This is a genomic window from Dietzia natronolimnaea, from assembly GCF_002289575.1.
Classification (GTDB): domain Bacteria; phylum Actinomycetota; class Actinomycetes; order Mycobacteriales; family Mycobacteriaceae; genus Dietzia; species Dietzia natronolimnaea_A.
The window spans coordinates 39,805-63,947 of sequence record NZ_NTGA01000024.1 but is presented as its reverse complement, the minus strand read 5'-3'; the positions used below and the strand labels follow the sequence as shown (position 1 = coordinate 63,947).

Below are 24,143 nucleotides of genomic sequence, written 5' to 3'. Positions count from 1 at the left end.
CACAGATTGCCGCTCGGTACTGGCCCGGGCCACCTGGCCGCGACACCATTTCGGCCATGGACTACTTCTTCGGAGACGGCGTCGGTGAGCCGACGCACTGGCAGGGCACGCCCGACCTCACCCTCGGGACCGGTGCCGCGGACGCGTTGTGGCTGGACTTCGACGGCGACGGGCACGCCGACGACGCCCTATGGGACTCGACCGGCGACGGGATCGCCGACCGCGTGGTGACCGACGTGGGCACCGGCGCCCAGGAGGTCTACTCGGACGCGGGGGGCCGCGGGGTGTGGGACGTCTTCGCGGGCGGGGCCGGTGCGCTGGCCGCGGGATCCGTGGGTGCGGGCTCGGCGGGTGTGGGCTCTGTGGGCGGCGGTTCCGTCGGCGCGGGTTCTGTCGGCGGGGGTTCGGTCGCCGGGGGTTCGGTTGGTGGGGGTTCTGTCGGTGGGGGTTCGCTGGCGGCCGGGTCGCTCGTGGCCGGCGCCGCGGGAGCGGGTGCGCTCGTCGACGGCGCGGTGACGGCCGGTTCGGACGCTCTCGGCGCACTCCCGGACTGGGGTGCCCTCCTCGCGGACGCGGTCGGCTCCCTCGATCACGGTTCGCTCGAGTCGGAATGGGCCAGGTGGACCGCTCCCCCGGTCATCGAACCGGCGCCGGGAGCACCGCCGGCGCCCGCCGATCAGGTCCCGCCACCCGCTCCGGTGCATCCGGGTCCCGTGCAGGGCGGAACGACTCCGGATCCCGCTTCCCCGATCGTCGAAGCGGATGGTTCGCTGACGGTGGACACCGGCAGTGGGCTGATGTCGGTCGTAGACGCGAACGGGGACGGCCACCTGGACGTCGCACTCCCCCACGGTTCGGTCGACGTGGGCTCCATCGACGCCGGAGCGCTGGGCGCGGGGTCCGTGGCGGCCGGGTCCGCCGCGGCGGGGTCGGCCACCGCCGGCTCGGTGGGGGCAGGGTCAGTCGGCGGAGGCTCGATCGGGACGGGTTCTGCGGGTGTGGGCTCTGTGGGAATGGGCTCTGTAGGTACGGGCTCTGTCGGAGGCGGTTCGGTCGGCGCGGGTTCAGTCGGTACCGGTTCAATCGGCGGCGGCTCGGTCGGCGCGGGTTCAGTAGGCGCCGGTTCGCTCGGCTTCGGCTCCTGACCGGAGGCCCGTCGCGACGGCGATCACCGCCGCCACGCAGTAGAGGGCGACCGGAACCAGCATCAGGGGCACGGAGCGGCCGTCGGCGGGGACGAAGGGCAGGACGACGACCATCCCCACGACGAACGCTGAGTTGAACAGCGCGTCCTGCAGTGCGAACACCCCGCCCCGCCGGGCGTCCGGGACGTCGGTCTGCATGGCGTTGTCGGCGACCAACTTGACCACCTGCGCGCCCAGGCCCAGTGCCAGGGCCCCGGCCACCAGGGCGGTGGGGTCGAGCGTGGGCCCCACCGACAGCTGGGCCACCGCGGACACGGCGGCGCCGGCCGCGACGACTAGGATCCGGCGGGCCCGGGCGATGGCCCACGGGGTCACCATCGCGGCCAGTCCCATCCCGGCGGCGACAGCCGCGGACAGGAGCCCGAAGCCGCCCATCCCGGCGACCACCGGGCCCCCTCCCCCCTCGGACTCCACATCGCGCAGTAGCAGGACCGCGAGCATGGTGGTGATACCGAAGGCGGCCCGACCGAGCGTCACGCCGGCCAGCGCGACCCAGACCAGGGTGGTGGAGCGGGCGGCGCGAACGCCCTCGGCCAGTCCCCGGGCGAACAGCCCCAGTGCATCCCGGGCCACGCCGTCACCGGAATCCGTGGTGATCTCCTCGTCGTCGGGCCCGAGGTGCCGCGGGGGCAGCGCCAGGATGGCCCACACCCCCAGGACGGCGGTGATCACGGCGGGCACGAGCGTCCACGAGACGGCTGCGTCGCCGGCGCCGAGCACCGCGAGCACCGCGAACGCCGCGACCGCACCGACCGCCGTCACCACCGATCCGACCGTGACGAGAACCGAGTTCGTGGCCGCGAGGATCCGCTCTGGCACCACCCGGGGCATCGACGCGGTCATCCCGGTGTTGATGAGCCGGCCGAGTCCGATCGCCACCAGAGACAGGCCGAACAGAGCGGCGAGCCCTGCACCCGAATGCGCGGCGCCGACGGCGATCAGCGCGATCGTGGCGATGATCGCGACAGTCCTGATCAGCGCGGCCACCGCCACCACGACCCGTCTGTCCCAGCGGTCGAGGGCGGCGGCGGCGAACGGGCCGACGATCGAGTACGGCAGCAGCATCACGGCGAACCCGCCCGCGATCGCGGCCGGCGTCGTGGCGGACTCGGGGCTGAAGAGCACGATCCCGCCGAGCGCCGCCTGGTGGATCCCCTCACTGAGCAGGGCGGCCAGGCGAGCGGTGGACAGCCGGCCGAGACCATCGGACTCCCGCAATGCGGCGACCAGGCGACCGCGCGTCGTGTCGGCCGGTCCTGCGGTCGGAGAGGTCACGGGAGCCACCGTAGCGAGACCTGATCGAGGGGACGTGGATGTGGGCGAGCGGCGGCGCGGGCATCATGGTCGCATGGACACGGGACCGGACGATCTGAGCGGCGGGGGCCTCTTCGGTGACCGCCTCTACGACGCGATGGACAAGCGCGATCCCGTCGCCGGTTCGCTGCTCATCGCGGCGCCCGACATGCCGGACCCCAACTTCAAGCGGGCGATCATCTACGTGATCGAACACGACCATTCCGGTTCTCTGGGAGTGGTGATCACCCGACGGAGCGAGACGCCGGTCGAGACGATCCTGCCCGCGTGGGCGGAGATGTGTGCGCCACCAGCGGTGTTCCACATCGGGGGGCCGGTCAAACCGGACACCGGCATCGCCCTGGTGGTGCTCGGGTCGGGGGTCGACGCCGAGACCTCCTCGGGTCTGCAGCAGATCGAGGGACGGGTCCACGTGGTGGATCTCGACAGCGATCCCGACCAGCTGCGGGACAACGTCGAGGGGATGCGGGTCTTCGTCGGCTACACCGGATGGGCGCCCGGGCAGCTGCAGGGGGAACTGGACCGTGGCGACTGGTACGTGGCCCCCAGCCTCCCGAGTGATCTGCTCGCGCCGTCGCACGTGGACGTCTGGGGCACCGTGCTGCGCCGGCAGGAGATGCCTCTCCCCCTCTACGCCACCTTCGTCAGCGACGGGGACGTGAACTGACCGGTCAGAACTGATCGGTCAGGCTTCGGTCGTCGGGACTGTCCTCCTGTTCAACCGCTCGCGCGCGGAGGTGCCGCGCCGACCGAGTGGGATGGTCCCCGTCGCGGCGGCGAGCCCCACCCGAGCGCCATCTCCGTAGAAGGTCTCGATGCCCCCCTCATCCACGACGTAGGTCTCGTGCCAGATGCCCACGGCGCCGGGGTTTCTCCGGGCCCTGGCGTTGAAGTCGCGCCACGCAGGCATGTGCGCTCTATCTGTGTCTCGTGCGTACGAATAGAGCTGATCGACGGAATCCCAGTACTGGACGACCCAGGGGCCGTTCGCGCCGAGCAGGGTCTGAGCCCCGAGGAACCCCAGGTCCTCGGCCTCTCCCCGGTCGGCCGACACGCGGTTGCGATCGAGTTCGGCGAGCATCCTGGGCATCGCGCGGAACACGGGCAGCCACAGGTCGGGGCGGAAGGGGCGATGAATTGTCATGCCGATGTGAAAGACGACGACGCCGCCGTCACGGGCGTGGGTCACGGGCCGTGGCCGCTCTGGGGTCGTGCGGGTGGACGATCGCGTGGTCATGACAACTCCTCCGGATGCTGTCTCGGCGCCGTGCCGATGACGGTTGGATACTTCGAGTATCCATTATTGGATACTGCTACTATCCAGTAGTTGAACGTCGTTGTCGAGAGGGGCGGAGTGAGGATCTCGGAACTCGCCGAGGTCACGGGGAGCACCGTGACGACCCTGAAGTTCTACCTGCGACGGGGTCTGCTCCAGCCCGGGCATTCGGTTACTCGCACCCAGGCCGAGTACGGCGCCGAGCACGTCGAGCGGGTGCGGTTGGTCAGGGCGCTATCCGAGGTGGGCGGCTTGGACCTGGCCGCGGTTGGTCGGATATTGGAGGCTATCGGGGCCCCCGATGTCGGACGGTTGGACGTGATGGCCACCGCCCAACACGCGCTGTCGGGAGAACGTCGGCACGAGAGCGCGGGTGAGGGTGACGACGCGCCCCGCGGTGATGAGCGCACGCGCGCCTGGATCGCCGCCCGCAAGTGGCAGGTAGATCTCCGCGATGCCACTGTCGATCGACTCTCCGAGGCGTGGGGTGCCTGTGACGACGCCGGGATCGGGTTGGACGAGGGTCGACTGGACGCCTATGCCGACGCTGCCGAGCGGATCGCCCGCATCGATGTCGCCTCGGTCCCGCCTGAGCCGGCGGGGGCGGTGCGACAGGTTGTGCTCGGAACCGTGCTCGTCGAGCCCGTCCTCGCCGCGTTGCGCCTGCTCGCGCAGCAGCACATGGCAATCACCGGCGGCGCTGATCCCACCAAGTGAGATCCGATAGTCATATAGTAGGACAGAGCGTACCGTCGTCCTGGTGAGAACCGGACCCGCTGACGTCAATAGTGTGGCACCCCGCCACTGGGCGATCCTCGCGGTCGGTACTCTCGCCGCCTCCTCGGCGTCGGTGTTCGTGGCGGGTGTGGCGTTCCTCCTGCCCTTCCTGCACACGGAGGTCGGCCTGTCGCTCCCCGCGGCGGGTGCGCTCGTGGCGCTGCCCTCGGTGGGGACCGCGCTGACCCTGGTGGCGTGGGGGTGGCTCGTCGATCGGACCGGAGAGCGGCTCGTGCTCGTGAGTGGGTCCGTCCTCACCACGGCCGCCCTCGCAGGCGCCCTTGTCACCCCGTCACTGGGCCTGCTCGCGGCGTGCTTCCTGCTCGCGGGCGCGGCCTCGGCCTCGGCCTCCTCCGCGAGTGGTCGACTCGTGGTGGGGTGGTTCCCCGCGCGACGACGGGGCATGGCGATGGGCGTCCGCCAGATGTCTCAACCCCTCGGGGCGGCGATTGCAGCGATGTCGATGCCCGCGCTGGCAGCCTCGCACGGTCTGCGTGCAGCCCTGGCGGTCCCCCTGGTCATGGCGGGGGTCTCGGCGATCGCCGCCCTCGTCGTCGTCACCGATCCTCCTCGACCGGACCGCGACGATCCGGAGGCCATCACACTCGCAACCTCGCCCTACCGGGCCTCCTGGTACCTGCAGCGGATCCATGGTGTCTCGGTGTTGCTCGTTCTCCCCCAGGCGCTCATGCAGTCATTCATGCTCGCGTGGCTGGTCCTCGGGCACGGGTGGTCCCCCGTCTCGGCGGGCGCGGTGGTGACGGTCGCCCAACTCCTGGGGGCGGTCGGGCGGATCGTCGCAGGCGTGATCTCCGACCGCGTGGGCTCGCGACTGACACCGCTTCGCGCAGTCGCCGTATCGGTCTCCGCGGGCCTGTTCGCCCTGGCGGCCGCAGAGGTCGCCGGCGCACCCGGAGCCGTCGCCGTGGCCCTCGCCGTCGTTGCCGCGGTGCTGGCCGTGGCGGACAACGGCCTCGCCTTCACCGCAGTCGCCGAGCACGCCGGTCCCCACTGGAGTGGGCGCGCCCTCGGCGTTCAGAACACCGCGCAGTTCCTCGCGATCTCCGCGGTCACCCCGGTGTTCGCGGCGGGGATCGACCGGTGGGGTTACGGGCCGGTCTTCGCCGGAGCCGCGGTGGTCGCCGCGCTGGCGGTGCCCATCGTGCCGCGCGTCGATCGGGCCCGGTGAGATCGACCGGAAATCGCGGTGGCCGCGCTGGTCACCCGGTGTGTGCGTGGTCCTCTCCCGCGAGGACCACGCGATAGCCGTCCGGATCCCGCAACCAGATCTCGTGGTGACCGGCGTCGGGATTGAACCGGAAAGGATGGTCGACCTCGACCGTCGAGTCCTCGATCCTCGTCAGTGCAGCGTTTAAATCGGTGACCTCAAACCACACCACCACCCCGTTCCCTACCGGCACGGATGGGTCGGCGAGCGGGCCGTGGTTCCGGTCACCGGCGCGGGAGTGGAGCTGAAGAACAACGCGACCGCCCGCGACGATCTGCTCGTAGGCGACGCCACCGTGGCCGCTCTCGGCACCCAGGACCCGCTGGTACCAGCGACTCGAGGTCGGAACGTCGGCCACCACCAGTAGAGGCCGCGGCCGGACGTTCACGTGCTCGCGTCCGGTGCCGGGTGCCCCCGGTACTGCCCCACCGACCACACGTTTCCCTCGGGGTCGCGCGCGGAGAAGGTGTGGTCGCCGTAGTCGGTGTCGTGCAATTCCATGACGATCTCGGCCCCCGCCGCCAGGGCGCGCTGGTAGACGGCGTCGGAATCGGCCGTCACCACGTACGCGAGACCCGTCCCGGGTGGTGTGGCGTGTGGGTCGTCGTCCGCTCTCCCGCCGTCCCCGAGCATGACGCCTCCGCCCTCCGGCCAAAGCAGTTCGGCGTGGACGATGCGGCCGTCGTCGGTGTGCGAGACGGTCTCGACGAAGCCGAGTGTGGTGACGAGCCAGTCGATGACGAGGCGGGAGTCGGTGCAGCGGAAGCAGTGCCAGACGGTGGGCGCGGGTTCGGCGCCGGGTTCGTGAGTAGTCATGCCGGTGAGTCTCCTCCGTGGACCGGTGGCCAGGCTTGGATGTTTCGGAACTCCTCGGCGATCCAGTTGGTCGGTGATGTGCCCGCGTAGCGGCGGTAGGCGGCGTCGAGGTGGGCGTGGTCGGCGTACCCGTGGTCGTGGGCGAGGTCGGCCAGTCGGAGCCCGTCCGGCCGTGGCCCCGAGGCCCGACGAACAACCTTTCTCAAGGCGGAGTGGGCTGCCTCGAACCGCAGCAGATCGGCGAGCTCCTTGGTCCCGATTCCCAGCTCAGCCCTGCAGAGCGTCGACAGATGCCGGGGCGTGACCCCGACCTCGGAAGCGACGTCTGCCACCCGCATCCGGCCACCGGACCGCTCGAGCAGGCGCCACGCGCCCACCACCTCGCGGCGCGGCCCGGGCACGCGTTCGTGCCTGCCCGCCGCCGAGGCCAATCCCGCGGCCACAAGCTCCGCCCGGTCACGGGGATGAGCGGACGCGACCCGCGAGTGCAGTGCCCGGATCCGCGACCCGAGGACGTCCTCGCCGTCGTGGGTGAGCTCGGAGAGGGCTGCCGCAGGTACCCCGAGCAGGCGCCGGGCGGCGAGGGGGTGCACCTCGACCTGGACCCCCTCCTCGCGGTCCGGTCGTTGCAGATAGACGGGCCGGGTGTGAAACCCGCCGATGCACACGTCGTGGCGCACCCCCTCCTGACGAGCCCACTCGGCGTAGGAATACGAGCACAACAGCGGAGAATCCGTGGCGACGACCAGGGTCAGAGACGAGGACGGCAGTCCTCGGTGGGGAGGCCGTTGCGGCCGCGGGCCGATCCCCTCCACGGCATAGGGGATCAGCCGCCTGACCCCGGGCGGCGGAGTGGCCTCGCGCACGCTCACGGCACCCAGTGTGCCGCCTCCCGTCGGGGGTGGCCAGACCCTCGCGGTCGCTACACTGCTCGGCGTGCCGTCCGCGCCCTCTACCAGTGCAGAGATCCGCAAGGGTCTGGCTGACTGCTCGACCGTTGGGCTGGGTCTGGTCCCGCTGGGGCTGGCGTTCGGGGTGCTGCTCACCCAGGCGGGATTCGCGTGGTGGTGGGCGCCGGTGTTCTCGGTGGTGATCTACGCCGGCTCCATGGAGTTCCTGGCGATCGGATTGCTCGCGGCCGTCACTCCCCTGTACTCGCTGGCGGCGGCGGCGTTCCTCGTGAACTTCCGTCACGTGTTCTACGGGCTCAGCTTCCCGTTGGAGGCGATCCGCTCGCGACTCGGTCGGCTCTACTCGGTGTACGCGCTCACGGACGAGGTCTACGCGATCACCGCCACCAAGAGGCGTAGCGAGATGACCGGGCCGCGGACGCTGACCATCGCGATCACCTGCCAGACCCTGTGGGTGGTGCCCGGCGTCGTCGGCGCGCTGATCGGCACAGCCCTGCCGGAGGGGTTGGATGGTCTGCAGTTCGCGTTGACCGCGCTGTTCGCCGTTCTCGCGGTGGACGCGTGGCGCGCCTCGGGAGATCTACCGGCGCCTGTGATCGGGCTGGTGTGCGGTCTGGTGGCGGCGTGGCTCGCGCCGGACCAGATGCTGATCGTCGGGTTGTGCGCCTTCGTGGTGGTGTTGATCGCGCGGTACGCGTGGGCGGCCCGCGAGGGGCGGGAACCGACGTGAACTCTGCGGTGACCGACGTCCCCGTGCCGGGTGCCGGCTACCTGCTCGCCGGGTTGGGCGTGATGTTCGTCGTGACGGTGGCACTGCGCGCCGCTCCGTTCGTCGCGCTGACCAGGCTCCGCGACTCGCGTCTCGTGCGCTATCTGGGCCGCACGATGCCAGCCGGTGTGATGGCCGTGCTGGTGGTCTACACCCTTCGCGACACCACTGTCGAGCTCGGTTCCTGGCTGCCCGCCGCCGCGGCGCTGACACTCACGCTGACCGCGCACCTCGCATTTCGGCGCGCAGCGGTGAGCATCATCCTGGGAACGGCGACCTACATGGTCCTTTTGGCCGCGCTCGGGTGAGCGTGGCCCGGCCTGTCCCCCGCCGCCAGTGCCACCGCCAGCGTTCGGCGAGTCGCTGCTCAGTGGGCCACGGGGCAGGCGCCCAGCTCCACCTTCCACTCGGTGAGGCCGTTGAGCCACCCGGACCGCAGCCGGGTGGGTTCGCCGAGTGAGGTCAGGTCGGGGAAGAAGTCGGCGACGGCGTTGAAGATCAGCTCGAGCTGCATCCGCGCGAGATTGGCGCCGAGGCAGTAGTGGGGACCCTGCCCACCGAAGGTCACGTGCGGGTTCGGGTCGCGCAGGATGTCGAACGTGAACGGGTCCTCAAACACGTCCTCGTCGAAGTTGGCCGAGCCGTAGCAGATCAGCACGCGGTCGCCCTTGGCGATGGACACGCCGCCGATCTCGACGTCCTCCATGGCGGTGCGCTGGAACTGGGTGATCGGAGACGCCCACCGGAGGATCTCGTCATACGCCGTCTCGGGCCGGTCGCGCTTGAACAGCTCCCACTGGTCGGGGTTCTCGAGCATGGCCACCATCCCGTGGGTGGTGGCGTTGCGGGTGGTTTCGTTTCCGGCCACCGCCAAGAGCGTGACAAACCAGCCGAACTCGTCGGCAGAGAGGTGCTCGCCGTCGACGTCGGCCTGGACGAGCTTCGTCACGATGTCGTCTCGCGGATTGGCGGCCCGGTCCTCGGCCATGGCGTTCGCGTACCCGATGAGTTCCATGGACGCGATGGCGGGAGCGTCCGGGTCGCCGCCGGCGTCGTAGCTGGTCATGATGTTGGACCACTCGAAGATCTTGTGGCGGTCCTCCTGCGGCACGCCCAGCAGATCCGCGATCGCCTGCAGCGGGAGCTCGGAGGCGATCGCGGTGACGAAGTCGTCGGCGTTCGACTCGGCGGCGGCCGTGACGATCTGACGCGCCCTGTCAGCGAGCTCGTCCCGCATCCCGGCTACGCCGCGGGGGGTGAACCCGCGGGAGATGATGCGCCGGTGCTTCTTGTGGATCTCGCCGTCCTCGTTGACGAGCATCTCCCGCTGGGCCTCGATGATCGAGCGGTCGGTGCCCTCGGAGAACCGCGGGATCATCGTGTTCTCCCCCGCGGAGAACAATTCTCCGGTGAGGCGCGAGATCTCCTTGACGTCGGCGTGCCTGGTCACCAGCCAGTAGTGGTCGTCATCGAAACCGTCTGAGCCGGGTCGCTTGTCGACGCGGCGGATCGGCTCGGACTGCCGGAGCTGGCGCCACTCCTCATGTGGGAGCCGCTTCTCGAACAGGTCCGGGTTGGTGAAGTCGAATCCCGCCGGGATGGTCACGTTCACGGTGTCTCCTGCGCCTCGTCCCCCGCCGGGGTCGGCAGGTGTGGGAAAGGTGAATAGTGGTAACTATATACACGTGGCGCTATCCGTGAGTGAGATTCTCGACCGCGCGTTGATGCTGGCCGAGGAGATGTCGGGCTCGATCGAGCGCGCCGCGGCGAACTACGGACTCACCGTTCCTCGGCTCGAGTTGCTGTTCGTGCTGGGCCTCGAAGGCGAGTGCAAACAGGTGGAGCTGGCGACCTTCCTCGACTGTTCTCCGCGGCAGGTCACCGCACTCGTCGACGGTCTGGTCGCGAGCGGCCACGTGGTCCGGACCATGCCGGCGGACGACCGGCGGGTCCGCCTGGTCAACCTCACCGACGAATCGCGACGGATCGTGGATGAGGTCGTGTCGGCGCGCGTCGCCCTGGCGGAGTGGCTGTTCGAGGGGCTCGACGACGACGATCTGCAGACGTTCGGCGCCGTCTCGGAGAGGCTGGTGTCCCGGATGGGTGGGCGGGCCCTGAGTCGGCTCTCAGCCCAGTAGTCAGGGCTGCCGAGTCAGTGCTGTGCAGGCCGTGCAGCCGGTGGCCTCCCGGGCGTATTCGACGAAACCGCGGGACAGGTAGTTCGGCATCGCGGCAGGGGAGTCGTCCACGCAGGTGTGCAGCCAGACCCTGCGGCACCCCTGGACCTGCCACGCGATCCGGGTGACCTCGGAGAGGAACCACCCGCCCAGACCTAGGCCGGCGAATCGGGGGAGCAGCCCGAAGTAGACGATCTCGACATCAACGCCGTCCCCAAGGTCGTCGAGGTCTGCACCCGGTTCGTCCCCGCACGGGCTCATGCGCAGTTCAGCGAACCCGGCTGTCTCGCCACCCCGGCGCGCTCGGAAGGTGGTGACGCAGGGGTCAGCGCAGTAGGAGGCCCAGCGTCCGTCCGACCAGTCGAGTCTGTCGTTCCACTGCCAGTCGGCGCCGATCTCGTGGTACATCTGCGAGTTGAAGGCGGGCTCGGCCGGGAAGACCCGGGAGATCGTCAGGTCCGCGCGGCGAGCCGGGCGCAGCCACGAAGCGTCCGTCTGCTGCAGGTAGGTCACGCTGCTCATCGCGCTAGTCAAACACCGCAGCCCTGCGGCCACCCAACCGGAGTCGGAGGCCGCAGGGCGCGGCTGAGGTCAGTCGTCAGCAGTGAGTGGCGACGGCAGTTCAGTTGACGTGAAACTCCGGAATGCCTGGGAGCTGTAGACCATTGAGTATGTTGGCTGATCCTGCGACGAGATCGTTGTGGCCTTTAAACGCGGCGTTTTCAACACCATCCATCACAAACGGGTTTGACACAGAAGCAGCGGCTCCGGCTCCGCCAACTACTGCGGCGGTTCCGGCTCCCACTGCGATCCCTCCGACCAAGGGTGGCGTCAAGCCGATTGCTGCAGCGGCGGCCGCCGCCGGACCTAGGAGGACTGCGCCGATGAAAGCGAGACCTTCGATGATGCCCATTGTTTTGTCTCCATTCTTCAGGTGTGGCTTGGGGTCAACCGACTTGGAGTTGTCCGAGTCGAACTGGTTCTTGGGGTTTGAGCGGAATCAATGGGAGCTCAACTCGAGCTGGGGGCGCTGACGAGGGCGCCACAGTGGGGGCCGGGATTGGTGCAGGCGCAGGTAGTACCGGCGGAATCGTTCGAGCCGGGGGTTGCGGAGCAAGAGGCTGAACCGCTGGTACAGGCGCCAATGGTGGAACGGGCACACTGGGTGAATCGGGTGGCTCAGCGCCGGGTGACCTCACAGCTGGGGGAGTAGCGGGCATCGCTGCAAGCGACGTCGTGACCGACGTGCCCGCCGCCGTCCCCCGTGGTTCCGCTGGGGGGCGCTGCGAGGTGAGGCCACCTTGTGCGAACTCGCCGCTACGGACCGTCGAGCTGTCGGCTTTCGCGGGAGCGTGAGTCAGTACTCCGACCATCACTCCGCATGAGATGCCAGTGAGGGAAAGCGCACCGCCCGCGAGCCAGAACGCCCCGGTTCGCTGCCAGCGGGCCTTCATCTCACCACCAGCCGTAGGCCATGGCATTGTTCTTGAGGATTTCCAGCTGGTACGCGGGGAGGCCAGCCTCGACACCCAATGCATGCTGAGTGCGGTAGAGATCCGTCGACGCCGCTTGCGCTCCCGGAATCATGTTGATGACTCCGGCTAGTGCTGCGTTGGCCATTACCCAGAGTGGGCTTGAAATGCTTCCGAAGTAGAGGTCCATGGTGACTCCGTGTGTGGGGATGGTCGGGTTCCAGCTGGTCGCAATCAATTCGCACCAGAGGTTAAGTAAGCGATGAGCGGCTCTCAATTGCTTCGTTGGCTAAGCACGAGCACCGCCCCTTTGGCGCTTTGACCTGCTGATACATCGTCAACATTCAGTCGTCGGCGTCGGCCCAGGTAGCGGCCTAAAATCGGGTCGCGAGGGCGTGCGGGAGGACCAAGGTGTGAATTGCTTAATCTGTGACCCAGCGTGATGCAGTTCACTCCTGGAATGTTCAGTTGCGGTTCAGCCCGGCCTCCGTAGGCTCGCGCCCATGACCAGCGTTCTCATGATCCTGTCCGCCGCCGACCACTGGACACTCAAGGACGGTTCCGCGCACCCCACCGGATTCTGGGCCGAGGAGTTCGTCACCCCCTACGAGGTCTTCACGGGAGCCGGTTGGGAGGTCACGGTGGCCACTCCCGGTGGCCGCGCTCCGACGGTAGACCAGGCCAGCCTCGCCGAGGGGGCCGGCGACCCGGAGACCCTCGAGAAGGTCAAGGCCTCGCTCGACCGTCTCGACCCGGTTCTCACGGCACCCGTCGATCTCGCCTCCGTGACTCACGCAGACTTCGACCTGGTCTTCTACCCCGGAGGCCACGGACCGCTCGAGGACCTGGCCGTGGACAGCACCTCCGGGGCCATCCTCTCCGAGCGTGTGAGCGCCGGGTCGCCCCTGGCTCTGCTCTGCCACGCCCCGGCGGCACTGCTCGCAGCGTCCGAGACCCCGGCGTCCTCACCGTTCGCCGGATACCGGGTCACCGGCTTCTCCAACGTCGAGGAGGAGCAGGTCGGCCTGGCCGCCAACGCCCCCTGGCTCCTGGAGGACAAACTGGTGGAGCTGGGTGCCGACTACTCCAAGGCCGCCGAACCCTGGGGCTCGTACGTCGTGGTGGACCGGAACCTCTACACCGGCCAGAACCCGCAGTCCTCCGCCGAACTGGCCGAGCGGCTCGTCGCGGATCTCGCCGGCTGAGCCGATGGAGCAGGTCGTCGACCAGCACGCGATCATCAACGGCCACCGCGTCGCCCACGGTGTCCACGGGGCCGGCGAACCTGTGGTGCTGGTGCACGGCACCCCGTCGTCGTCATATATCTGGCGGAACGTCGTGCCACGGCTCGTCGACGCCGGGTACCGCGTCCACGTCTTCGACCTACTGGGCTACGGCCTGTCGGAGAGGCCGCGGGACCCGGCCGTGGACACGTCGATCACCGGTCAGGTCGCCGTTCTGGCGGAACTGCTCGACCTGTGGAGGTTGGACACGTTCCACCTGGTCGCACACGACATCGGAGGCGGCGTCGCCCAACGGTTCGGGGTCCGCTCGATCGAGCGCCTGCGCACGCTGACGCTGATCGACGTCGTGAGCTTCGACTCCTACCCCTCCGAGCGCACCCGGCAGCAGATGGCCGACGGGCTGGAGGTGCTGGCGAAGAAGCCCGACGACGAGCACCGCGAGCATTTCCGCAAGTGGCTGCTGTCCACCCACAGCGACCCCTCGGGCTTCGACCCGGAGGCCCTGCGCATCTACGTGGACCTCATCAGCGGACCGATCGGCCAGCCGAGCCTCTTCCAGCACCAGGTGGCGCACTACGAGCCCGTCCACACCATGGAGATCAGCGACCAACTGGACACGCTGGGCCGGGTCCCGGTCCAGATGATCTGGGGTGCCGATGACACCTGGCAGGTCATCGAGCACGCCCACCGCCTGCAGCGGGCGATCCCGGGCAGCGGGCTCCACGTGATCGAGCGGTGCGGCCACTTCGCCCCGGAGGAACGCCCCACCGAGGTGGCGGCCGCAGTGCTCGAGTTCCTGGAGCAGAACCGCTCCTAGCTGTGATGTCCAGGGGCGTCGGCGCCTCACACGGCGGGCGCGGCAGACCCCTCCGCCCGGCCGTAGTGCCCCGCCAACCACGCACACACGATGAGCTGGATCTGGTGGAACAGCATCAGGGGGAGCACCAGGAGCCCGACCGGCTGGCCGACGAACAGCACCGCGGCCATGGGCAGCCCGGTCGCCAGAGACTTCTTGGACCCGCAGAACTGCACGACCCTCTTGTCCCGATCGGCGAATCCGAGCGCACGGGAGATCAGCTCGGTCAACCCCAGCACCACCGCGAGCAGGACGCAGCACGCGGCGATCAGCCACGCCAGCTGGGCCGGTCCGACTCTCGACCAGATGCCGTCGGCGACGCCCTCGGAGAACGCCGCGTAGACGATCAGGACGATCACCGACTTGTCGAACAGCGCCAGCCGTCTGATCCTGGAGATGACCGGCAGAACCCAGCGTCGCAGCAGCTGGCCCAGCACGAACGGCAACAGCAGCTGCAGGGCGATCTTCCCGACCGAGTCCCACGTGATCACCACCGCTCCGTCCCGGGTCATGAGGGCGAAGACCAGCAGGGGAGTGAGGACCACCCCGAGGAGGTTCGACACGGACGCCGAGACCACGGCAGCGCTCACGTGGCCGCGGGCGATCGCGACGAACGTGATCGAGGACTGCACGGTCGACGGCACGAGCGTGAGGAAGAGGAATCCGGCGGCCAGCGGCTCGCCGAGCACCGGCGTGAGTGCCCAGCTGCCCAGCAGGCCGAGTGCCGGGAACAGCAGGAACGTCGCGGCCAGCACCACGGAGTGCAGCCGCCAGTGCCTGACACCGGCCAGGAGCTCGCGGGGCTCCAGCCGCGCGCCGTAGAGGAAGAACAACACGGCGATCCCGATGGTCGTGACCCAGCCCAACGCGGTCGCGGCCCCGCCGGTGGCAGGCAGCACCGCCGCCACCACGACGGCGGCCAGGATCGCCAGGATGAACGGCTCGATCCGGACGCGACGCAGGAATCTCATCGGCCCATCTCACCACTCCGCGGCGCAGGAGGTCCGCGCGAGGCCCCGGGACGGGTGAGTTCCCGGCAGGCGCGGGACCCCTGGTGCAGCCCGATAGGCTCGGGGCATGACAGAGAGCGCCCGCCAGGGATGGCGGCCCAGGTCGTTACGCGACGGAGAGGAGCCGGATCCGCGGTTCACGCTCGCCAACGAGCGGACCTTCCTGGCGTGGATCCGCACGAGCCTCGGCCTGATGGCCGGAGCCGTGGCGATGGAGGCCTTCGCCGGGGACGAGATTCCGGAGATCATCCGCACTCCGCTGGCCTGTGTCCTGCTGGTGATGGCGGCCCTGTTGGCCACCGTGTCGTTCCGACGGTGGATCCGTATCGAGGCCTCGATGCGCCACAACAAGCCGCTTCCCGTCCCGCAGGCGTCGATCCTCCTGGTGCTGGGTATCGCGATCGGCGCGATCCTGCTGGTCCTCGCGATCCTCGGTGGCACCATCGCATGAGCGTTCCGCGGCGGCGCATCGGCGTGCGCCCAGAGGCCGTGCCGCCCGACGTCGGCCTGCAGGCCGAGCGCACCAGCCTGTCGTGGGCGCGGACCTGGGCCGTGGTGACCGTCAACATCATCCTCGTGGCGAAGTTGATCGCGGAGACCGCGTGGGTCTGGGCGGCCGTCTTCGCGACCCTCCTGGTGGTCCCGCTGCTCGCGCTGCTCAGGGTGCAGCGGCACCACGAGCAGCGGGTGGGGCGGTTCGTCCGGGCGGGTGAGGTCCAACAGACCCAGGCCCGCTACAACATCGGGCTGGTGGCGATGGTGCTGGTGATGGCCGGGTGCCGACTCGCGGCCGTCCTGGTGAGGGTGCTCTCGTAACAGCAGCACACGGCTCCGAGGGCATCCGGACCCGCGCCCGGACCCGCGCCCGGCCTGGGACGACCGGCCGGGGCAGACGGATCAGGTGTTCTTCAGGCGCCCGCTCAGGGCGTCACGGAGCCGGTCAACCATGCCGACACCGGGCCCCAGCGTCATGTGGAACAGCTCGGAGTGCGGCGACCCGGGGTGCGGCCGGGTGGGGGCGATCTTCTTGGCCGCCTCGACCTTCCGGCCCAGGTCGAGCAGGTCCTCTGCGGAGACGGCTGCCCGGAGCTTGGGGAACTGGTCGGTCTCTTCGTCGTCGGCGTGGTGATCGAGGAGTTCCTTGAAACGCTTCACGGTGGCGATGAACTCGGCGCTCTCGGAGTCCAGGCCCTCGAGCTCCTTCATCACCTCTTCGATCTCCTGGTGCTCCTTCTTGTCGTGCTCGACCTCGTCGCCGCCGTCCGGAATCTCGCGCTCGTAAACGGGGTAGACGAACAGCTCCTCGGCCACCGAGTGGCGGGTCACCTCGGCGATCACGGAATCGGCCAGCGCACGGCGCTCGGAGGGGTCGGTGGTCTCCTCGATCATCTCGATCAGCCCGATCATCTCGCGATGGTCGGCGGTGAGGATGTCGACGACATCCTGGTGGGATTCGGTCGCGGATGTCTGGGCCATGGCGAACTCCTTCACGTGTGGGCCGGATGGATATCCGACCGTAGGCAGCGCGAGGCCAGTGGGCCACCGGTCGAGGTCGGCTGCGCGCCCGGATGCGCGGCCCAGTGGGTGCCCGCGCGCGCCACCGCGGCGCCGTACACCGGGCGTGAATACCGGGACTACCGGGTGGAGGTGCCCTCGGGTTCGCACATGCCCTGCAGGGCGCACGAACCGCACCCGCCGGTCACGCTGCAGTCGGTGGCCGGGTCGGCGGGATCGGCGGGATCGTCGGAGGGGTCACCGGAACCGGAGGCGTGCCCGCCGCACCCGCCCTCGGAGCCGCACCCGCACCCGCTCTCGTCCTGATCCGGGTCCTGCGCGGCGTCCCACAGCGCGGCCGCGCGTGATCCGGCGAGGCCGGCGGCGCTGAGCAGCGCGAGGGAACCCAGAAGGGCGACGACGACGACGAGGCCACCGACCCAGCCCCCGATCAACCCCACGCCGAGCGCGCCGAGCAGAAGCGTCAGACCCGAGCCGATGAGGGCGGGTCCGGCGGCGCGGTTGGCGAGCGTCCAGGCCTCGGGGGAGCGTCGGGTCTCCGGGGTGCGCACACCCAGGACGCCGTTGCCCGGCAGCCGGCCGAGCGACCCCAGCAGGCCGGTGACGCCGACCACGAGGGCGAGACCCGCCAGCACCACCACGACCACCATGAGCACTGCGTTCACGCTTCCGAGGGTACGCCCGCGGCGGCGTAATTCCGATTCGCCTCGTCCCCTGTCGGATCGTTCCCGGCAGTGCCCTCGATCAGTGCCAACAGGCGCGCGAGCTCGCGCTTGCCCTGCTCGTCGAGGCGGTCCAGGAACTCCCGGCGCACGGTGGCGACGTGGTCGGGTGCGGCCCGGGCGATCTCGCGCATCCCCTCGGAGGTGGCGGAGACGAAGGCGCCCCGGCCATCGGTGGGGCAACTCGTCCGCTGAACCAGCCCCCGCCGGACCATCCGGGTGACCTGGTGGGAGAGCCGGCTCCGCTCCCATTGCAGGACATCGGACAGCGCGGTCATCCGCAGCGGTCCGTCGGCCTCGCTCAGGTACACGAGCACCTCGAACTCCGGCTCCGTCAGGCTGGACGTGGCCTTGAGGTCTCGCTGGATGGCCAGGTGGAGGCGCCCCTGGATAGCCAGGTAGTCGCGCCAGAGGGCCTTCTCCTCGTCGGTCAGCCATCTGACGTCGTCGGTCACCGGGGATTCGCTCATGGGCCCAGTCTACGCCCATAGTTGACACGACACCTAGTGCGGCGCTAAAAGTGTGTGACGCATCATCCGGATGCGTGACCCGAAAGGACTGAACACTTGAGCGCCTCAGAACTCGCCACCCCGACGACCGCCGCCCGTACCGCGGCGGCCGACACCCTCGTCCCCGTGCCCGGACTCGTCCGCGACATCGGCCTCCTGCTCACCCGGGTCCTGCTCGGCGTCGTGCTGATCGCCCACGGTTGGGAGAAGCTCGTCACCAACGGCGCGGGCGCCACCGGCGAGTTCTTTGACTCCGTCGCCGTCCCGGCCGCCCAGGCCGCCGCGGTGTTCGCGGGAGTGGTCGAGCTGGCCGGAGGAATCCTGCTGGTGGTGGGCCTGCTCACCCAGGTGGTGGCGGCGCTCGTCGTCGTCGTCATGTTGGGCGCCTACCTGTTCGTCCACCAGGGCGCCGGCATCTTCGCCACGAACGGCGGCTGGGAGCTCGTCGCCGTGATCGCGCTGGCCGCCGTCATCTTCGGCCTGGTCGGCCCCGGGCGGTACAGCCTCGACGCGCTGATCGCCGGACGTCGCGCCGCCGGACGTCGCGCCACCAGGGCCTGACTCGACGCCCGCCGCCCCCGCCGACCCCGGCACCCTAGGCACCCCGCCGCCCCCGCCGCCCCCGTCGACCCGGCGCTCCCACATCGAGAAGAGCGTTCCGCACACCGCCTCTCGCGCGATGTGTTCGGGACACTCTTCTCGACGGGGCGGGGCCTCGGCCCAGCGGTGTCCACACGCTGAGGAGGCCCGGCCCACTCCAGGGTTTAGGCTGGACACGGCCTGCGTGTGGGCACCGGCGAGGATCAGGGAGAGCAGACAACCGTGAGCAGTAGCGACGAGACCGTCACCGCAGATCAGTCCGTCCCCGGGGCGCAGGCGGACCAGGCGGGGCCCGCCCACCGCTACGGCGCCGATCTCGCCGGCCGGATCGAGTCCCGCTGGCAGCGCGAGTGGTCCGAGCGCGGGACGTTCGAGGCCCCCAATCCCGTCGGCCCGCTCGCGCCCGCCGACGGCTCGGCGCCGCCCGAGAACAAGCTCTTCGTGCAGGACATGTTCCCGTATCCGTCCGGCGCCGGCCTGCACGTGGGGCACCCGCTGGGGTACATCGCCACCGACGTCTTCGCCCGCTACCACCGCATGCTCGGGACCAACGTCCTGCACACCCTGGGGTACGACGCGTTCGGACTCCCGGCCGAGCAGTACGCCGTGCAGACGGGCCAGCACCCGCGGGTCACCACCGAGGCCAACATCGTCAACATGGAGCGTCAGCTCGGGCGACTGGGTCTGGGCCACGACCGCCGGCGCGTGGTGGCCACTACGGACACCGAGTTCTACCGCTGGACGCAGTGGATCTTCCTGCAGATCCACGGCGCCTGGTACGACCCGGACGCTCCCGCCCGCACCACCGACGGCGGCGCGCATCCCACCCGCACCGGCCGCGCCCGGCCGATCTCCGAGCTGCGCGAGCAGTTCGCCTCCGGTGCCCGCCCGCTGCCCGAGGGGTTCGCCGGCCGGGCCTGGTCCGACCTCACCGCGGCCGAGCAGGAGAAGGTCCTCGACTCCCACCGGCTGGTGTACCTTTCCGACTCCCAGGTCAACTGGTGTCCCGGGCTGGGCACCGTGCTGGCCAACGAGGAGGTCACCGCCGAGGGCCGCTCCGAGCGCGGCAACTTCCCGGTGTTCCGCAAGAACCTCTCCCAGTGGATGATGCGGATCACCGCCTACGCCGATCGGCTGGTCGACGACCTGGACAGACTGGACTGGACGGACAAGGTCAAGTCCATGCAGCGCAACTGGATCGGCCGCTCGCAGGGCGCCCGCGTGCGCTTCGCGGTGGCCGACAAGTCCATCGAGGTCTTCACCACCCGCCCCGACACGCTGTTCGGCGCCACCTACATGGTGCTCTCGCCCGAGCACCCGCTGGTCGACGAGCTGGCCGGGCCGTTCTGGCCGGACACGGCCGGCGGCGTCGGCGCCGGGGCGGCCGGCGACGCGGGCCCAGGGGGGCTCGACGAGCGGTGGACCGGTGGGCACTCCTCCCCGGCCGAGGCCGTGCAGGAGTACCGCCGCCGGGCCGCCACCAAGTCCGATCTGGAGCGCCAGGAGAACAAGGACAAGACCGGCGTCTTCACCGGCGCCTACGCCGTCAATCCGGTCAACGGACAGCAGGTCCCGGTGTTCGTCGCGGACTACGTGCTCATGGGCTACGGCACCGGGGCGATCATGGCGGTGCCCGCCCACGACTCCCGCGACCACGAGTTCGCCACGGCCTTCGGTCTGCCGATCGTCCAGGTGGTCGCCCCGGCCGACGGGAGCGAGCTCGACGTGGCGGCCGAGGCGTACTCGGGCGACGGCGTCGCCGTGAACTCGACCAACGAGCTGGGGCTGTCGCTCGACGGACTCGGCGTCGACGAGGCCAAGGCCGCGACCATCGCCTGGCTCGAGGGTGAGGGCACCGGCGAGGGGACCGTCCAGTACAAGCTGCGCGACTGGCTGTTCGCCCGCCAGCGCTACTGGGGCGAGCCGTTCCCCGTGGTCTACGACGCCGACGGTGTCCCGCACGCACTGCCCGACGAGATGTTGCCCGTCGAGCTGCCCGAGGTCGAGGACTACAAGCCCGTCTCCTTCGACCCCGACGACGCGGACTCGATGCCCTCCCCGCCGCTGGCCAAGGCCACCGAGTGGATGACCGTAGAGCTCGACCTCGGCGACGGCGTGCAGACCTACACACGCGACGCCAACGTGATGCCCAACTGGGCCGGTTCCAGCTGGTACCAGCTTCGCTACATCGATCCCACGAACTCCGACGAGCTGTGCGCGCTGGAGAACGAGCGCTACTGGACCGGCCCGCGGCCCGAGATCCACGGTGAGGGCGACCCCGGGGGAGTGGACCTCTACGTCGGTGGAGTCGAGCACGCGGTGCTGCACCTGCTCTATTCGCGGTTCTGGCACAAGGTCCTGTTCGACCTCGGCCACGTGACCAGCGAGGAGCCCTACCGCAGGCTGTTCAACCAGGGGTATATCCAGGCGTTCGCGTACACCGATTCGCGCGGCGTCTACGTCCCCGCTGCGGATGTAGAGGAGCGAGACGGGAAGTTTTACCTGGACAGCTCCCCCGACGCGCCCGAGGTGTTCCAGGAGTACGGAAAGATGGGCAAGTCGCTCAAGAACTCCGTCTCGCCCGACGAGATCTGCGACGAGTACGGTGCCGACACCCTGCGCGTGTACGAGATGTCCATGGGGCCGCTCGACACCTCCCGGCCCTGGGCCACGAAGGACGTCGTGGGGGCGCATCGCTTCCTGCAGCGCCTGTGGCGCGTGGTGATCGAGGAGTCCACCGGGCAGGCCCGCGTGACCGGGGACGAGCCTCCGCAGGAGGTGCTCAAGGCGCTGCACAAGGCCATCGCCGGGGTGCGCGATGACTACGCCGGACTGCGGGACAACACCGCGATCGCCAAGCTCATCGAGTACGTCAACTTCCTGACCAAGGCCTACCCGACGGAGGGGCCGGGGGCACCGCGGTCGGTCGTCGAACCGCTGGTGCTCATGGTGGCGCCCGTCGCCCCGCACCTGGCCGAGGAGCTGTGGTCGCGGCTCGGGCACACCGGGTCGCTGGCCCACGGCCCGTTCCCCGAGCACGACGAGTCCTACCTGGTCGAGGACTCGGTCGAGTACCCGGTGCAGATCAAGGGCAAGGTGCGCTCGCGCATCACCGTGTCCGCGGACGCCTCACCGGCCGAGGTCGAGGTCGCGGCCCTGGCCGACGAGAAGGTGCAGGCGAACCTCGACGGGGCGGCCCCGAAGAAGGTCATCGTGGTCCCGGGCAAGATGGTCAACATCGTGCCCTGACGGGAATCGCCCCGGCCTGCTGTGGGCGCGCGCTGCTTGCGGTGGGCCCGCGCGCCGGCGTGCTTTCGGCTTGCGCGCCCGGAATGGTCCCGTCCGGGCGCGCACCACGCCCGAATGCGTGCAGAGGGGCCGCGTAGGTCGGGGTGGGTGGGATGACGAATCAGTCCACCCGGAACCAGCCCACCTGGAATCAGCCGACCTGGGATCAGCCCACCTGGACGAACACCGCCGAGGACGAGCCGATCAGGTAGGTGGTGGTGACCATCCACATGGCGTAGCTGGCGAAGAGCCACGGCCGCCACCTGATGTGCTGCTTCCACCGCCGGTACGTCTTGATGCCCGCCGTCACGGACAGGCCCACCGACAGCAGCAGCGGCAGAAGCACCACCTCGACGCGGTCCTGTGTCAGGCACGTGCCGCCGGGCTCCGTGCACCGCTCGCCGATACCTCCGCCGAATGCGACGAGGGCGACCGCGAAGAGGACGACGGCCGACGCGGAGAGCAGGACGTAGCGGATGGCGTCGGTCGCCTGGCGCTCGTTGCGCTCAAGGCGCTCCAGCGGGTCGTCGGATTCGCCGATCGGCTGAAAAGTCACCGTCAGCCCCCCGCGAATCCGTTGTGCCCGCCGGCCTCGGCCACCTCGTCGACCGTCGCGATCCCCAGCTGCTGGTCTGCCACGGGTGGGAACAGCGGACCCCCGCCGAAGGCACCCCGGTGCGACAGCGGCACCTCGCCGTCGTCGTTCCTCAGGCCCTTCTCGCGACCGTATTCGGCGGTGATGATCGTGGACCCGCTCAGTCCCGGGAGCGACGGGTCCTCGGCCAGCGCCGCGATCACGCGGCCGACGAAGGTCGGGTCCTCGGCGCGGTCCAGGGGGAAGCCGTTGAAGTCGTCCATCCCCAGAGACAGGATGAGCTCGGTGCGGATGAGCCCGAGCCACAGGGACAGGGTGGACACCCCGGTGCCGGCGAGCTCGTGGGCCATGTCGGAGGCCATCTTGTCGAGAGCGGTCTTGCTCATCCCGTAGAGGACGGTGTGGAACGGTGCGCGCGACCCGAACGAGGAGATGTTGACCATCAGACCCGACCCCTGCGGGACCATCACCTTGGCGGCCTCGCAGCACGCCACGTAGTGGGCGCGCAGGCCCACGCCCAGGAGCGCGTCCCAGTCGCCGGCGGGCCGCTCCCAGAACTTGCCGTTGAAGCCCATGAAGCCCTTGGGGTTGGTCCAGACGTTGTTGACCAGCAGGTCGAGGCGGCCGGTGTCGGCGACGATGCGAGCGACGACGGCGACGATCTCGTCGTCCCGGCCGTGGTCGCACTCGAGCGGCCGCACCTGCCCGGGTGCTCCGTCCGCGGCCTCGACCGTGCCGCGGAGCCGTTCGGCCGAGCGCCCGGTGACGTACACGGTCCACCCGGCGTCGGCGAGAGCGGTGGCCACCCCCCGGCCCACGCCGCGGCTGCCGCCGGTGACCAGGGCCACGCGCGCGCTCACGAGTCGACTCCGGCGGCTGCGGGAGCCGAGTCGTCACTCCGGACGGTCTGGACCTCAGGGAACGTCACCGTGGCGCTGTCGAGCGAGCGGGTGATCGACCAGCCCGGTGAGAACAGGCACTCGGCCATCACCCAGCGGCCACTCTCCACCACATAGACATCGGAGTACTCGCCGGTGGACAGGGTCTCGGTGCCGTTCTCCCGGTCCACCTGGCGGAACTGCAGCGTCCAGGTGCCGGTGGCGCGCCGTGGTGCGTCCCCGTCGCCGGGGTCCTCGACGGCGATCGAGGGCATGACGCCGTGGTGCATGTCGAGGATGCGGGGGCCGCCGTCGGAGGCGGTGGCCAGGGCGATCTGGCGGAAGATGCCGACCATCGTGTCCGGGTCCGTGCGGCCGAGCGGGCCGAAGTCCAGGACTCCGCCCTCCGCCACGAAACAGGCCCGGAACCGCTGCGGGTCCTTGGCGTCGCAGGCCCGCCAGTAGCTGTGTTTGAGCTGCTCGATCGCCTGGCGGGCGCGGAATTCGTGCTCGAACTGCATGCGGGCCACGTTAGCCTAGGAAGCATGAGTCGAACACTGGTCGAGCTGTCCGATCGCTGGGATCTTCAGGACCTAATGACCAGGTACGCGACCTGTATCGATGCCCGCGATTTCGACGGGCTGGACAGGGTGTTCACCCCGGACGCCCGGGTGAGTTTCGAGGCCTCGGGAGGCCCCGCGGACGAGTATCCGGCGGTGCGGGCGTGGTTGGCGGAGATGCTCCCGATCTTCGCCTCCACCCAGCACCTCATGGGCAATCTCGCGGTGACCCTGGACGGGGACTGCGCGACGGGGCGTTGCATGTGCTTCAACCCGATGGCACTCAAACCCGTGGAGGAGAAGGACCAGCAGGTGTTCTTCTACGGGCTCTGGTACGTGCTGGATTTCGTCCGCACCGCCGAGGGCTGGCGGATCGACAGCCTCGCGCAGGAGCAGGCCTTTCACCACAACCTGCCCTGAC

Annotated in this window: 30 protein-coding genes; 14 read left to right on the top strand and 16 right to left on the bottom strand. The window is 69.7% G+C overall.

Translation table 11 applies throughout. The features are described from left to right. The first annotated feature begins 56 nt into the window (after positions 1-56). Positions 57-1,145, top strand: coding sequence for a hypothetical protein (locus CEY15_RS18515; protein ID WP_176475120.1), 1,089 nt, complete (start codon positions 57-59; stop codon positions 1,143-1,145). Here the strand turns inward: CEY15_RS18515 and CEY15_RS13770 are convergent. Beyond that, entirely contained in the window at positions 1,110-2,480 is a 1,371-nt protein-coding gene (locus tag CEY15_RS13770; protein ID WP_095718930.1) for an MFS transporter, read from the bottom strand. The genes CEY15_RS18515 and CEY15_RS13770 overlap by 36 nt on opposite strands. Before the next feature lie 73 nt (positions 2,481-2,553). Here CEY15_RS13770 and CEY15_RS13765 point away from each other — a divergent pair, with 73 nt between their 5' ends. Beyond that, the gene (locus CEY15_RS13765; protein WP_017835159.1) at positions 2,554-3,186 is read left to right on the top strand and encodes a YqgE/AlgH family protein; all 633 of its coding nucleotides are present in this window, start codon (positions 2,554-2,556) and stop codon (positions 3,184-3,186) included. A gap of 18 nt (positions 3,187-3,204) precedes the next feature. Here CEY15_RS13765 and CEY15_RS13760 read toward each other — a convergent pair whose 3' ends face one another. Continuing rightward, complete coding sequence (locus CEY15_RS13760) at positions 3,205-3,756, bottom strand: DUF4188 domain-containing protein (RefSeq protein ID WP_095718929.1); 552 nt, start codon at positions 3,754-3,756, stop codon at positions 3,205-3,207. Positions 3,757-3,846: 90 nt separating this feature from the next. Here CEY15_RS13760 and CEY15_RS13755 point away from each other — a divergent pair, with 90 nt between their 5' ends. Continuing rightward, the gene (locus tag CEY15_RS13755) at positions 3,847-4,512 is read left to right on the top strand and encodes a MerR family transcriptional regulator (protein WP_245847621.1); all 666 of its coding nucleotides are present in this window, start codon (positions 3,847-3,849) and stop codon (positions 4,510-4,512) included. A gap of 73 nt (positions 4,513-4,585) precedes the next feature. After that, on the top strand, positions 4,586-5,761 hold the full coding sequence (locus CEY15_RS13750; RefSeq protein WP_095718927.1) for an MFS transporter: 1,176 nt from the start codon (positions 4,586-4,588) through the stop codon (positions 5,759-5,761). Positions 5,762-5,792: 31 nt separating this feature from the next. On the opposite strand, the gene CEY15_RS13745 is transcribed toward CEY15_RS13750, so the two are convergent. The 3 genes from CEY15_RS13745 to CEY15_RS13735 are packed head-to-tail and all read right to left on the bottom strand — an operon-like array spanning position 5,793 to position 7,488. Next, on the bottom strand, positions 5,793-6,188 hold the full coding sequence (locus CEY15_RS13745; protein ID WP_017835163.1) for a VOC family protein: 396 nt from the start codon (positions 6,186-6,188) through the stop codon (positions 5,793-5,795). Continuing rightward, positions 6,185-6,616 (bottom strand): VOC family protein, encoded by a 432-nt coding sequence (locus tag CEY15_RS13740; RefSeq protein ID WP_095718926.1) that lies wholly within the window; start codon positions 6,614-6,616, stop codon positions 6,185-6,187. Before CEY15_RS13740 ends, CEY15_RS13745 begins: the two co-directional genes overlap by 4 nt. Further along, positions 6,613-7,488, bottom strand: a complete 876-nt coding sequence (locus tag CEY15_RS13735; protein ID WP_141244267.1) for a helix-turn-helix domain-containing protein — start codon at positions 7,486-7,488, stop codon at positions 6,613-6,615. Before CEY15_RS13735 ends, CEY15_RS13740 begins: the two co-directional genes overlap by 4 nt. Positions 7,489-7,552: 64 nt before the next feature. Here CEY15_RS13735 and CEY15_RS13730 point away from each other — a divergent pair, with 64 nt between their 5' ends. Together CEY15_RS13730 and CEY15_RS13725 are read left to right on the top strand one after the other, a co-directional pair. Continuing rightward, positions 7,553-8,257 carry an AzlC family ABC transporter permease gene (locus CEY15_RS13730; protein ID WP_031264360.1) on the top strand — a complete coding sequence of 235 codons (705 nt, stop codon included), beginning with the start codon at positions 7,553-7,555 and terminating at the stop codon, positions 8,255-8,257. Beyond that, positions 8,254-8,604, top strand: coding sequence for a branched-chain amino acid transporter permease (locus CEY15_RS13725; protein ID WP_428844202.1), 351 nt, complete (start codon positions 8,254-8,256; stop codon positions 8,602-8,604). Before CEY15_RS13730 ends, CEY15_RS13725 begins: the two co-directional genes overlap by 4 nt. 59 nt (positions 8,605-8,663) lie before the next feature. Here the strand turns inward: CEY15_RS13725 and CEY15_RS13720 are convergent, their stop codons facing one another. Continuing rightward, positions 8,664-9,908 carry a cytochrome P450 gene (locus CEY15_RS13720; RefSeq protein ID WP_017835168.1) on the bottom strand — a complete coding sequence of 415 codons (1,245 nt, stop codon included), beginning with the start codon at positions 9,906-9,908 and terminating at the stop codon, positions 8,664-8,666. Between the two features lie 85 nt (positions 9,909-9,993). Between CEY15_RS13720 and CEY15_RS13715 the strand changes: the two genes are divergently transcribed. Then, a complete protein-coding gene (locus tag CEY15_RS13715) occupies positions 9,994-10,434 on the top strand; it encodes a MarR family winged helix-turn-helix transcriptional regulator (RefSeq protein WP_017835169.1) in 441 nt (146 codons plus the stop codon). Here CEY15_RS13715 and CEY15_RS13710 read toward each other — a convergent pair whose 3' ends face one another. The 3 genes from CEY15_RS13710 to CEY15_RS18170 form a co-directional block, all read right to left on the bottom strand. Beyond that, on the bottom strand, positions 10,435-10,995 hold the full coding sequence (locus tag CEY15_RS13710) for a GNAT family N-acetyltransferase (protein ID WP_095718924.1): 561 nt from the start codon (positions 10,993-10,995) through the stop codon (positions 10,435-10,437). A 100-nt stretch (positions 10,996-11,095) separates the two neighbouring features. Then, the gene (locus tag CEY15_RS18175) at positions 11,096-11,386 is read right to left on the bottom strand and encodes a hypothetical protein (protein ID WP_141244266.1); all 291 of its coding nucleotides are present in this window, start codon (positions 11,384-11,386) and stop codon (positions 11,096-11,098) included. 542 nt (positions 11,387-11,928) lie between these two features. Next, positions 11,929-12,135: a hypothetical protein gene (locus CEY15_RS18170; protein WP_141244265.1), complete on the bottom strand. Its 207-nt coding sequence runs from the start codon at positions 12,133-12,135 to the stop codon at positions 11,929-11,931. Between the two features lie 313 nt (positions 12,136-12,448). On the opposite strand from CEY15_RS18170, the gene CEY15_RS13705 reads away from it, so the two are divergent. Together CEY15_RS13705 and CEY15_RS13700 are read left to right on the top strand one after the other, a co-directional pair. Then, positions 12,449-13,150 carry a type 1 glutamine amidotransferase domain-containing protein gene (locus CEY15_RS13705; RefSeq protein ID WP_095718923.1) on the top strand — a complete coding sequence of 234 codons (702 nt, stop codon included), beginning with the start codon at positions 12,449-12,451 and terminating at the stop codon, positions 13,148-13,150. Between the two features lie 4 nt (positions 13,151-13,154). Beyond that, positions 13,155-14,006 (top strand): alpha/beta fold hydrolase, encoded by an 852-nt coding sequence (locus CEY15_RS13700; protein WP_095718922.1) that lies wholly within the window; start codon positions 13,155-13,157, stop codon positions 14,004-14,006. A 26-nt stretch (positions 14,007-14,032) separates the two neighbouring features. Here CEY15_RS13700 and CEY15_RS13695 read toward each other — a convergent pair whose 3' ends face one another. Then, the gene (locus CEY15_RS13695; RefSeq protein WP_095718921.1) at positions 14,033-15,016 is read right to left on the bottom strand and encodes a bile acid:sodium symporter family protein; all 984 of its coding nucleotides are present in this window, start codon (positions 15,014-15,016) and stop codon (positions 14,033-14,035) included. Between the two features lie 106 nt (positions 15,017-15,122). On the opposite strand from CEY15_RS13695, the gene CEY15_RS13690 reads away from it, so the two are divergent. Beyond that, positions 15,123-15,506 carry a YidH family protein gene (locus CEY15_RS13690; protein WP_017835177.1) on the top strand — a complete coding sequence of 128 codons (384 nt, stop codon included), beginning with the start codon at positions 15,123-15,125 and terminating at the stop codon, positions 15,504-15,506. After that, complete coding sequence (locus CEY15_RS13685) at positions 15,503-15,871, top strand: DUF202 domain-containing protein (protein ID WP_095718920.1); 369 nt, start codon at positions 15,503-15,505, stop codon at positions 15,869-15,871. The genes CEY15_RS13690 and CEY15_RS13685 overlap by 4 nt, the downstream gene beginning before the upstream one ends. An 81-nt stretch (positions 15,872-15,952) precedes the next feature. Here CEY15_RS13685 and CEY15_RS13680 read toward each other — a convergent pair whose 3' ends face one another. The 3 genes from CEY15_RS13680 to CEY15_RS13670 form a co-directional block, all read right to left on the bottom strand. Next, a complete protein-coding gene (locus CEY15_RS13680) occupies positions 15,953-16,531 on the bottom strand; it encodes a hemerythrin domain-containing protein (protein ID WP_031264364.1) in 579 nt (192 codons plus the stop codon). Positions 16,532-16,689: 158 nt separating this feature from the next. Continuing rightward, positions 16,690-17,235 carry an SdpI family protein gene (locus CEY15_RS13675; protein WP_031264365.1) on the bottom strand — a complete coding sequence of 182 codons (546 nt, stop codon included), beginning with the start codon at positions 17,233-17,235 and terminating at the stop codon, positions 16,690-16,692. Further along, complete coding sequence (locus CEY15_RS13670; RefSeq protein WP_017835181.1) at positions 17,232-17,762, bottom strand: MarR family winged helix-turn-helix transcriptional regulator; 531 nt, start codon at positions 17,760-17,762, stop codon at positions 17,232-17,234. The genes CEY15_RS13675 and CEY15_RS13670 overlap by 4 nt, the downstream gene beginning before the upstream one ends. A gap of 96 nt (positions 17,763-17,858) precedes the next feature. Between CEY15_RS13670 and CEY15_RS13665 the strand changes: the two genes are divergently transcribed. Continuing rightward, complete coding sequence (locus tag CEY15_RS13665) at positions 17,859-18,362, top strand: DoxX family protein (protein WP_095718919.1); 504 nt, start codon at positions 17,859-17,861, stop codon at positions 18,360-18,362. A gap of 261 nt (positions 18,363-18,623) precedes the next feature. Beyond that, positions 18,624-21,650: a leucine--tRNA ligase gene (locus CEY15_RS13660; RefSeq protein ID WP_095718938.1), complete on the top strand. Its 3,027-nt coding sequence runs from the start codon at positions 18,624-18,626 to the stop codon at positions 21,648-21,650. Between the two features lie 205 nt (positions 21,651-21,855). On the opposite strand, the gene CEY15_RS13655 is transcribed toward CEY15_RS13660, so the two are convergent. The 3 genes from CEY15_RS13655 to CEY15_RS13645 are packed head-to-tail and all read right to left on the bottom strand — an operon-like array spanning position 21,856 to position 23,683. Beyond that, on the bottom strand, positions 21,856-22,245 hold the full coding sequence (locus CEY15_RS13655; RefSeq protein ID WP_095718918.1) for a hypothetical protein: 390 nt from the start codon (positions 22,243-22,245) through the stop codon (positions 21,856-21,858). A 2-nt stretch (positions 22,246-22,247) separates the two neighbouring features. Further along, positions 22,248-23,144, bottom strand: a complete 897-nt coding sequence (locus tag CEY15_RS13650) for an SDR family NAD(P)-dependent oxidoreductase (protein WP_095718917.1) — start codon at positions 23,142-23,144, stop codon at positions 22,248-22,250. After that, complete coding sequence (locus CEY15_RS13645; protein ID WP_095718916.1) at positions 23,141-23,683, bottom strand: nuclear transport factor 2 family protein; 543 nt, start codon at positions 23,681-23,683, stop codon at positions 23,141-23,143. Before CEY15_RS13645 ends, CEY15_RS13650 begins: the two co-directional genes overlap by 4 nt. Before the next feature lie 24 nt (positions 23,684-23,707). Between CEY15_RS13645 and CEY15_RS13640 the strand changes: the two genes are divergently transcribed. Then, a complete protein-coding gene (locus tag CEY15_RS13640) occupies positions 23,708-24,142 on the top strand; it encodes a nuclear transport factor 2 family protein (RefSeq protein ID WP_095718915.1) in 435 nt (144 codons plus the stop codon). The last annotated feature ends 1 nt before the right edge of the window (position 24,143 follow it).

What these genes read in the sequence shown, in the direction of transcription:
- CEY15_RS18515 (WP_176475120.1), top strand. Translation starts at nt 57, where the DNA reads ATGGACTACTTCTTCGGAGACGGCGTCGGTGAGCCGACGCACTGGCAG.
- CEY15_RS13765 (WP_017835159.1), top strand. Translation starts at nt 2,554, where the DNA reads ATGGACACGGGACCGGACGATCTGAGCGGCGGGGGCCTCTTCGGTGAC.
- CEY15_RS13760 (WP_095718929.1), bottom strand. Translation starts at nt 3,756, where the DNA reads ATGACCACGCGATCGTCCACCCGCACGACCCCAGAGCGGCCACGGCCC.
- CEY15_RS13740 (WP_095718926.1), bottom strand. Translation starts at nt 6,616, where the DNA reads ATGACTACTCACGAACCCGGCGCCGAACCCGCGCCCACCGTCTGGCAC.
- CEY15_RS13710 (WP_095718924.1), bottom strand. Translation starts at nt 10,995, where the DNA reads ATGAGCAGCGTGACCTACCTGCAGCAGACGGACGCTTCGTGGCTGCGC.
- CEY15_RS18175 (WP_141244266.1), bottom strand. Translation starts at nt 11,386, where the DNA reads ATGGGCATCATCGAAGGTCTCGCTTTCATCGGCGCAGTCCTCCTAGGT.
- CEY15_RS18170 (WP_141244265.1), bottom strand. Translation starts at nt 12,135, where the DNA reads ATGGACCTCTACTTCGGAAGCATTTCAAGCCCACTCTGGGTAATGGCC.
- CEY15_RS13705 (WP_095718923.1), top strand. Translation starts at nt 12,449, where the DNA reads ATGACCAGCGTTCTCATGATCCTGTCCGCCGCCGACCACTGGACACTC.
- CEY15_RS13700 (WP_095718922.1), top strand. Translation starts at nt 13,155, where the DNA reads ATGGAGCAGGTCGTCGACCAGCACGCGATCATCAACGGCCACCGCGTC.
- CEY15_RS13695 (WP_095718921.1), bottom strand. Translation starts at nt 15,016, where the DNA reads ATGAGATTCCTGCGTCGCGTCCGGATCGAGCCGTTCATCCTGGCGATC.
- CEY15_RS13690 (WP_017835177.1), top strand. Translation starts at nt 15,123, where the DNA reads ATGACAGAGAGCGCCCGCCAGGGATGGCGGCCCAGGTCGTTACGCGAC.
- CEY15_RS13685 (WP_095718920.1), top strand. Translation starts at nt 15,503, where the DNA reads ATGAGCGTTCCGCGGCGGCGCATCGGCGTGCGCCCAGAGGCCGTGCCG.
- CEY15_RS13680 (WP_031264364.1), bottom strand. Translation starts at nt 16,531, where the DNA reads ATGGCCCAGACATCCGCGACCGAATCCCACCAGGATGTCGTCGACATC.
- CEY15_RS13670 (WP_017835181.1), bottom strand. Translation starts at nt 17,762, where the DNA reads ATGAGCGAATCCCCGGTGACCGACGACGTCAGATGGCTGACCGACGAG.
- CEY15_RS13645 (WP_095718916.1), bottom strand. Translation starts at nt 23,683, where the DNA reads ATGCAGTTCGAGCACGAATTCCGCGCCCGCCAGGCGATCGAGCAGCTC.
- CEY15_RS13640 (WP_095718915.1), top strand. Translation starts at nt 23,708, where the DNA reads ATGAGTCGAACACTGGTCGAGCTGTCCGATCGCTGGGATCTTCAGGAC.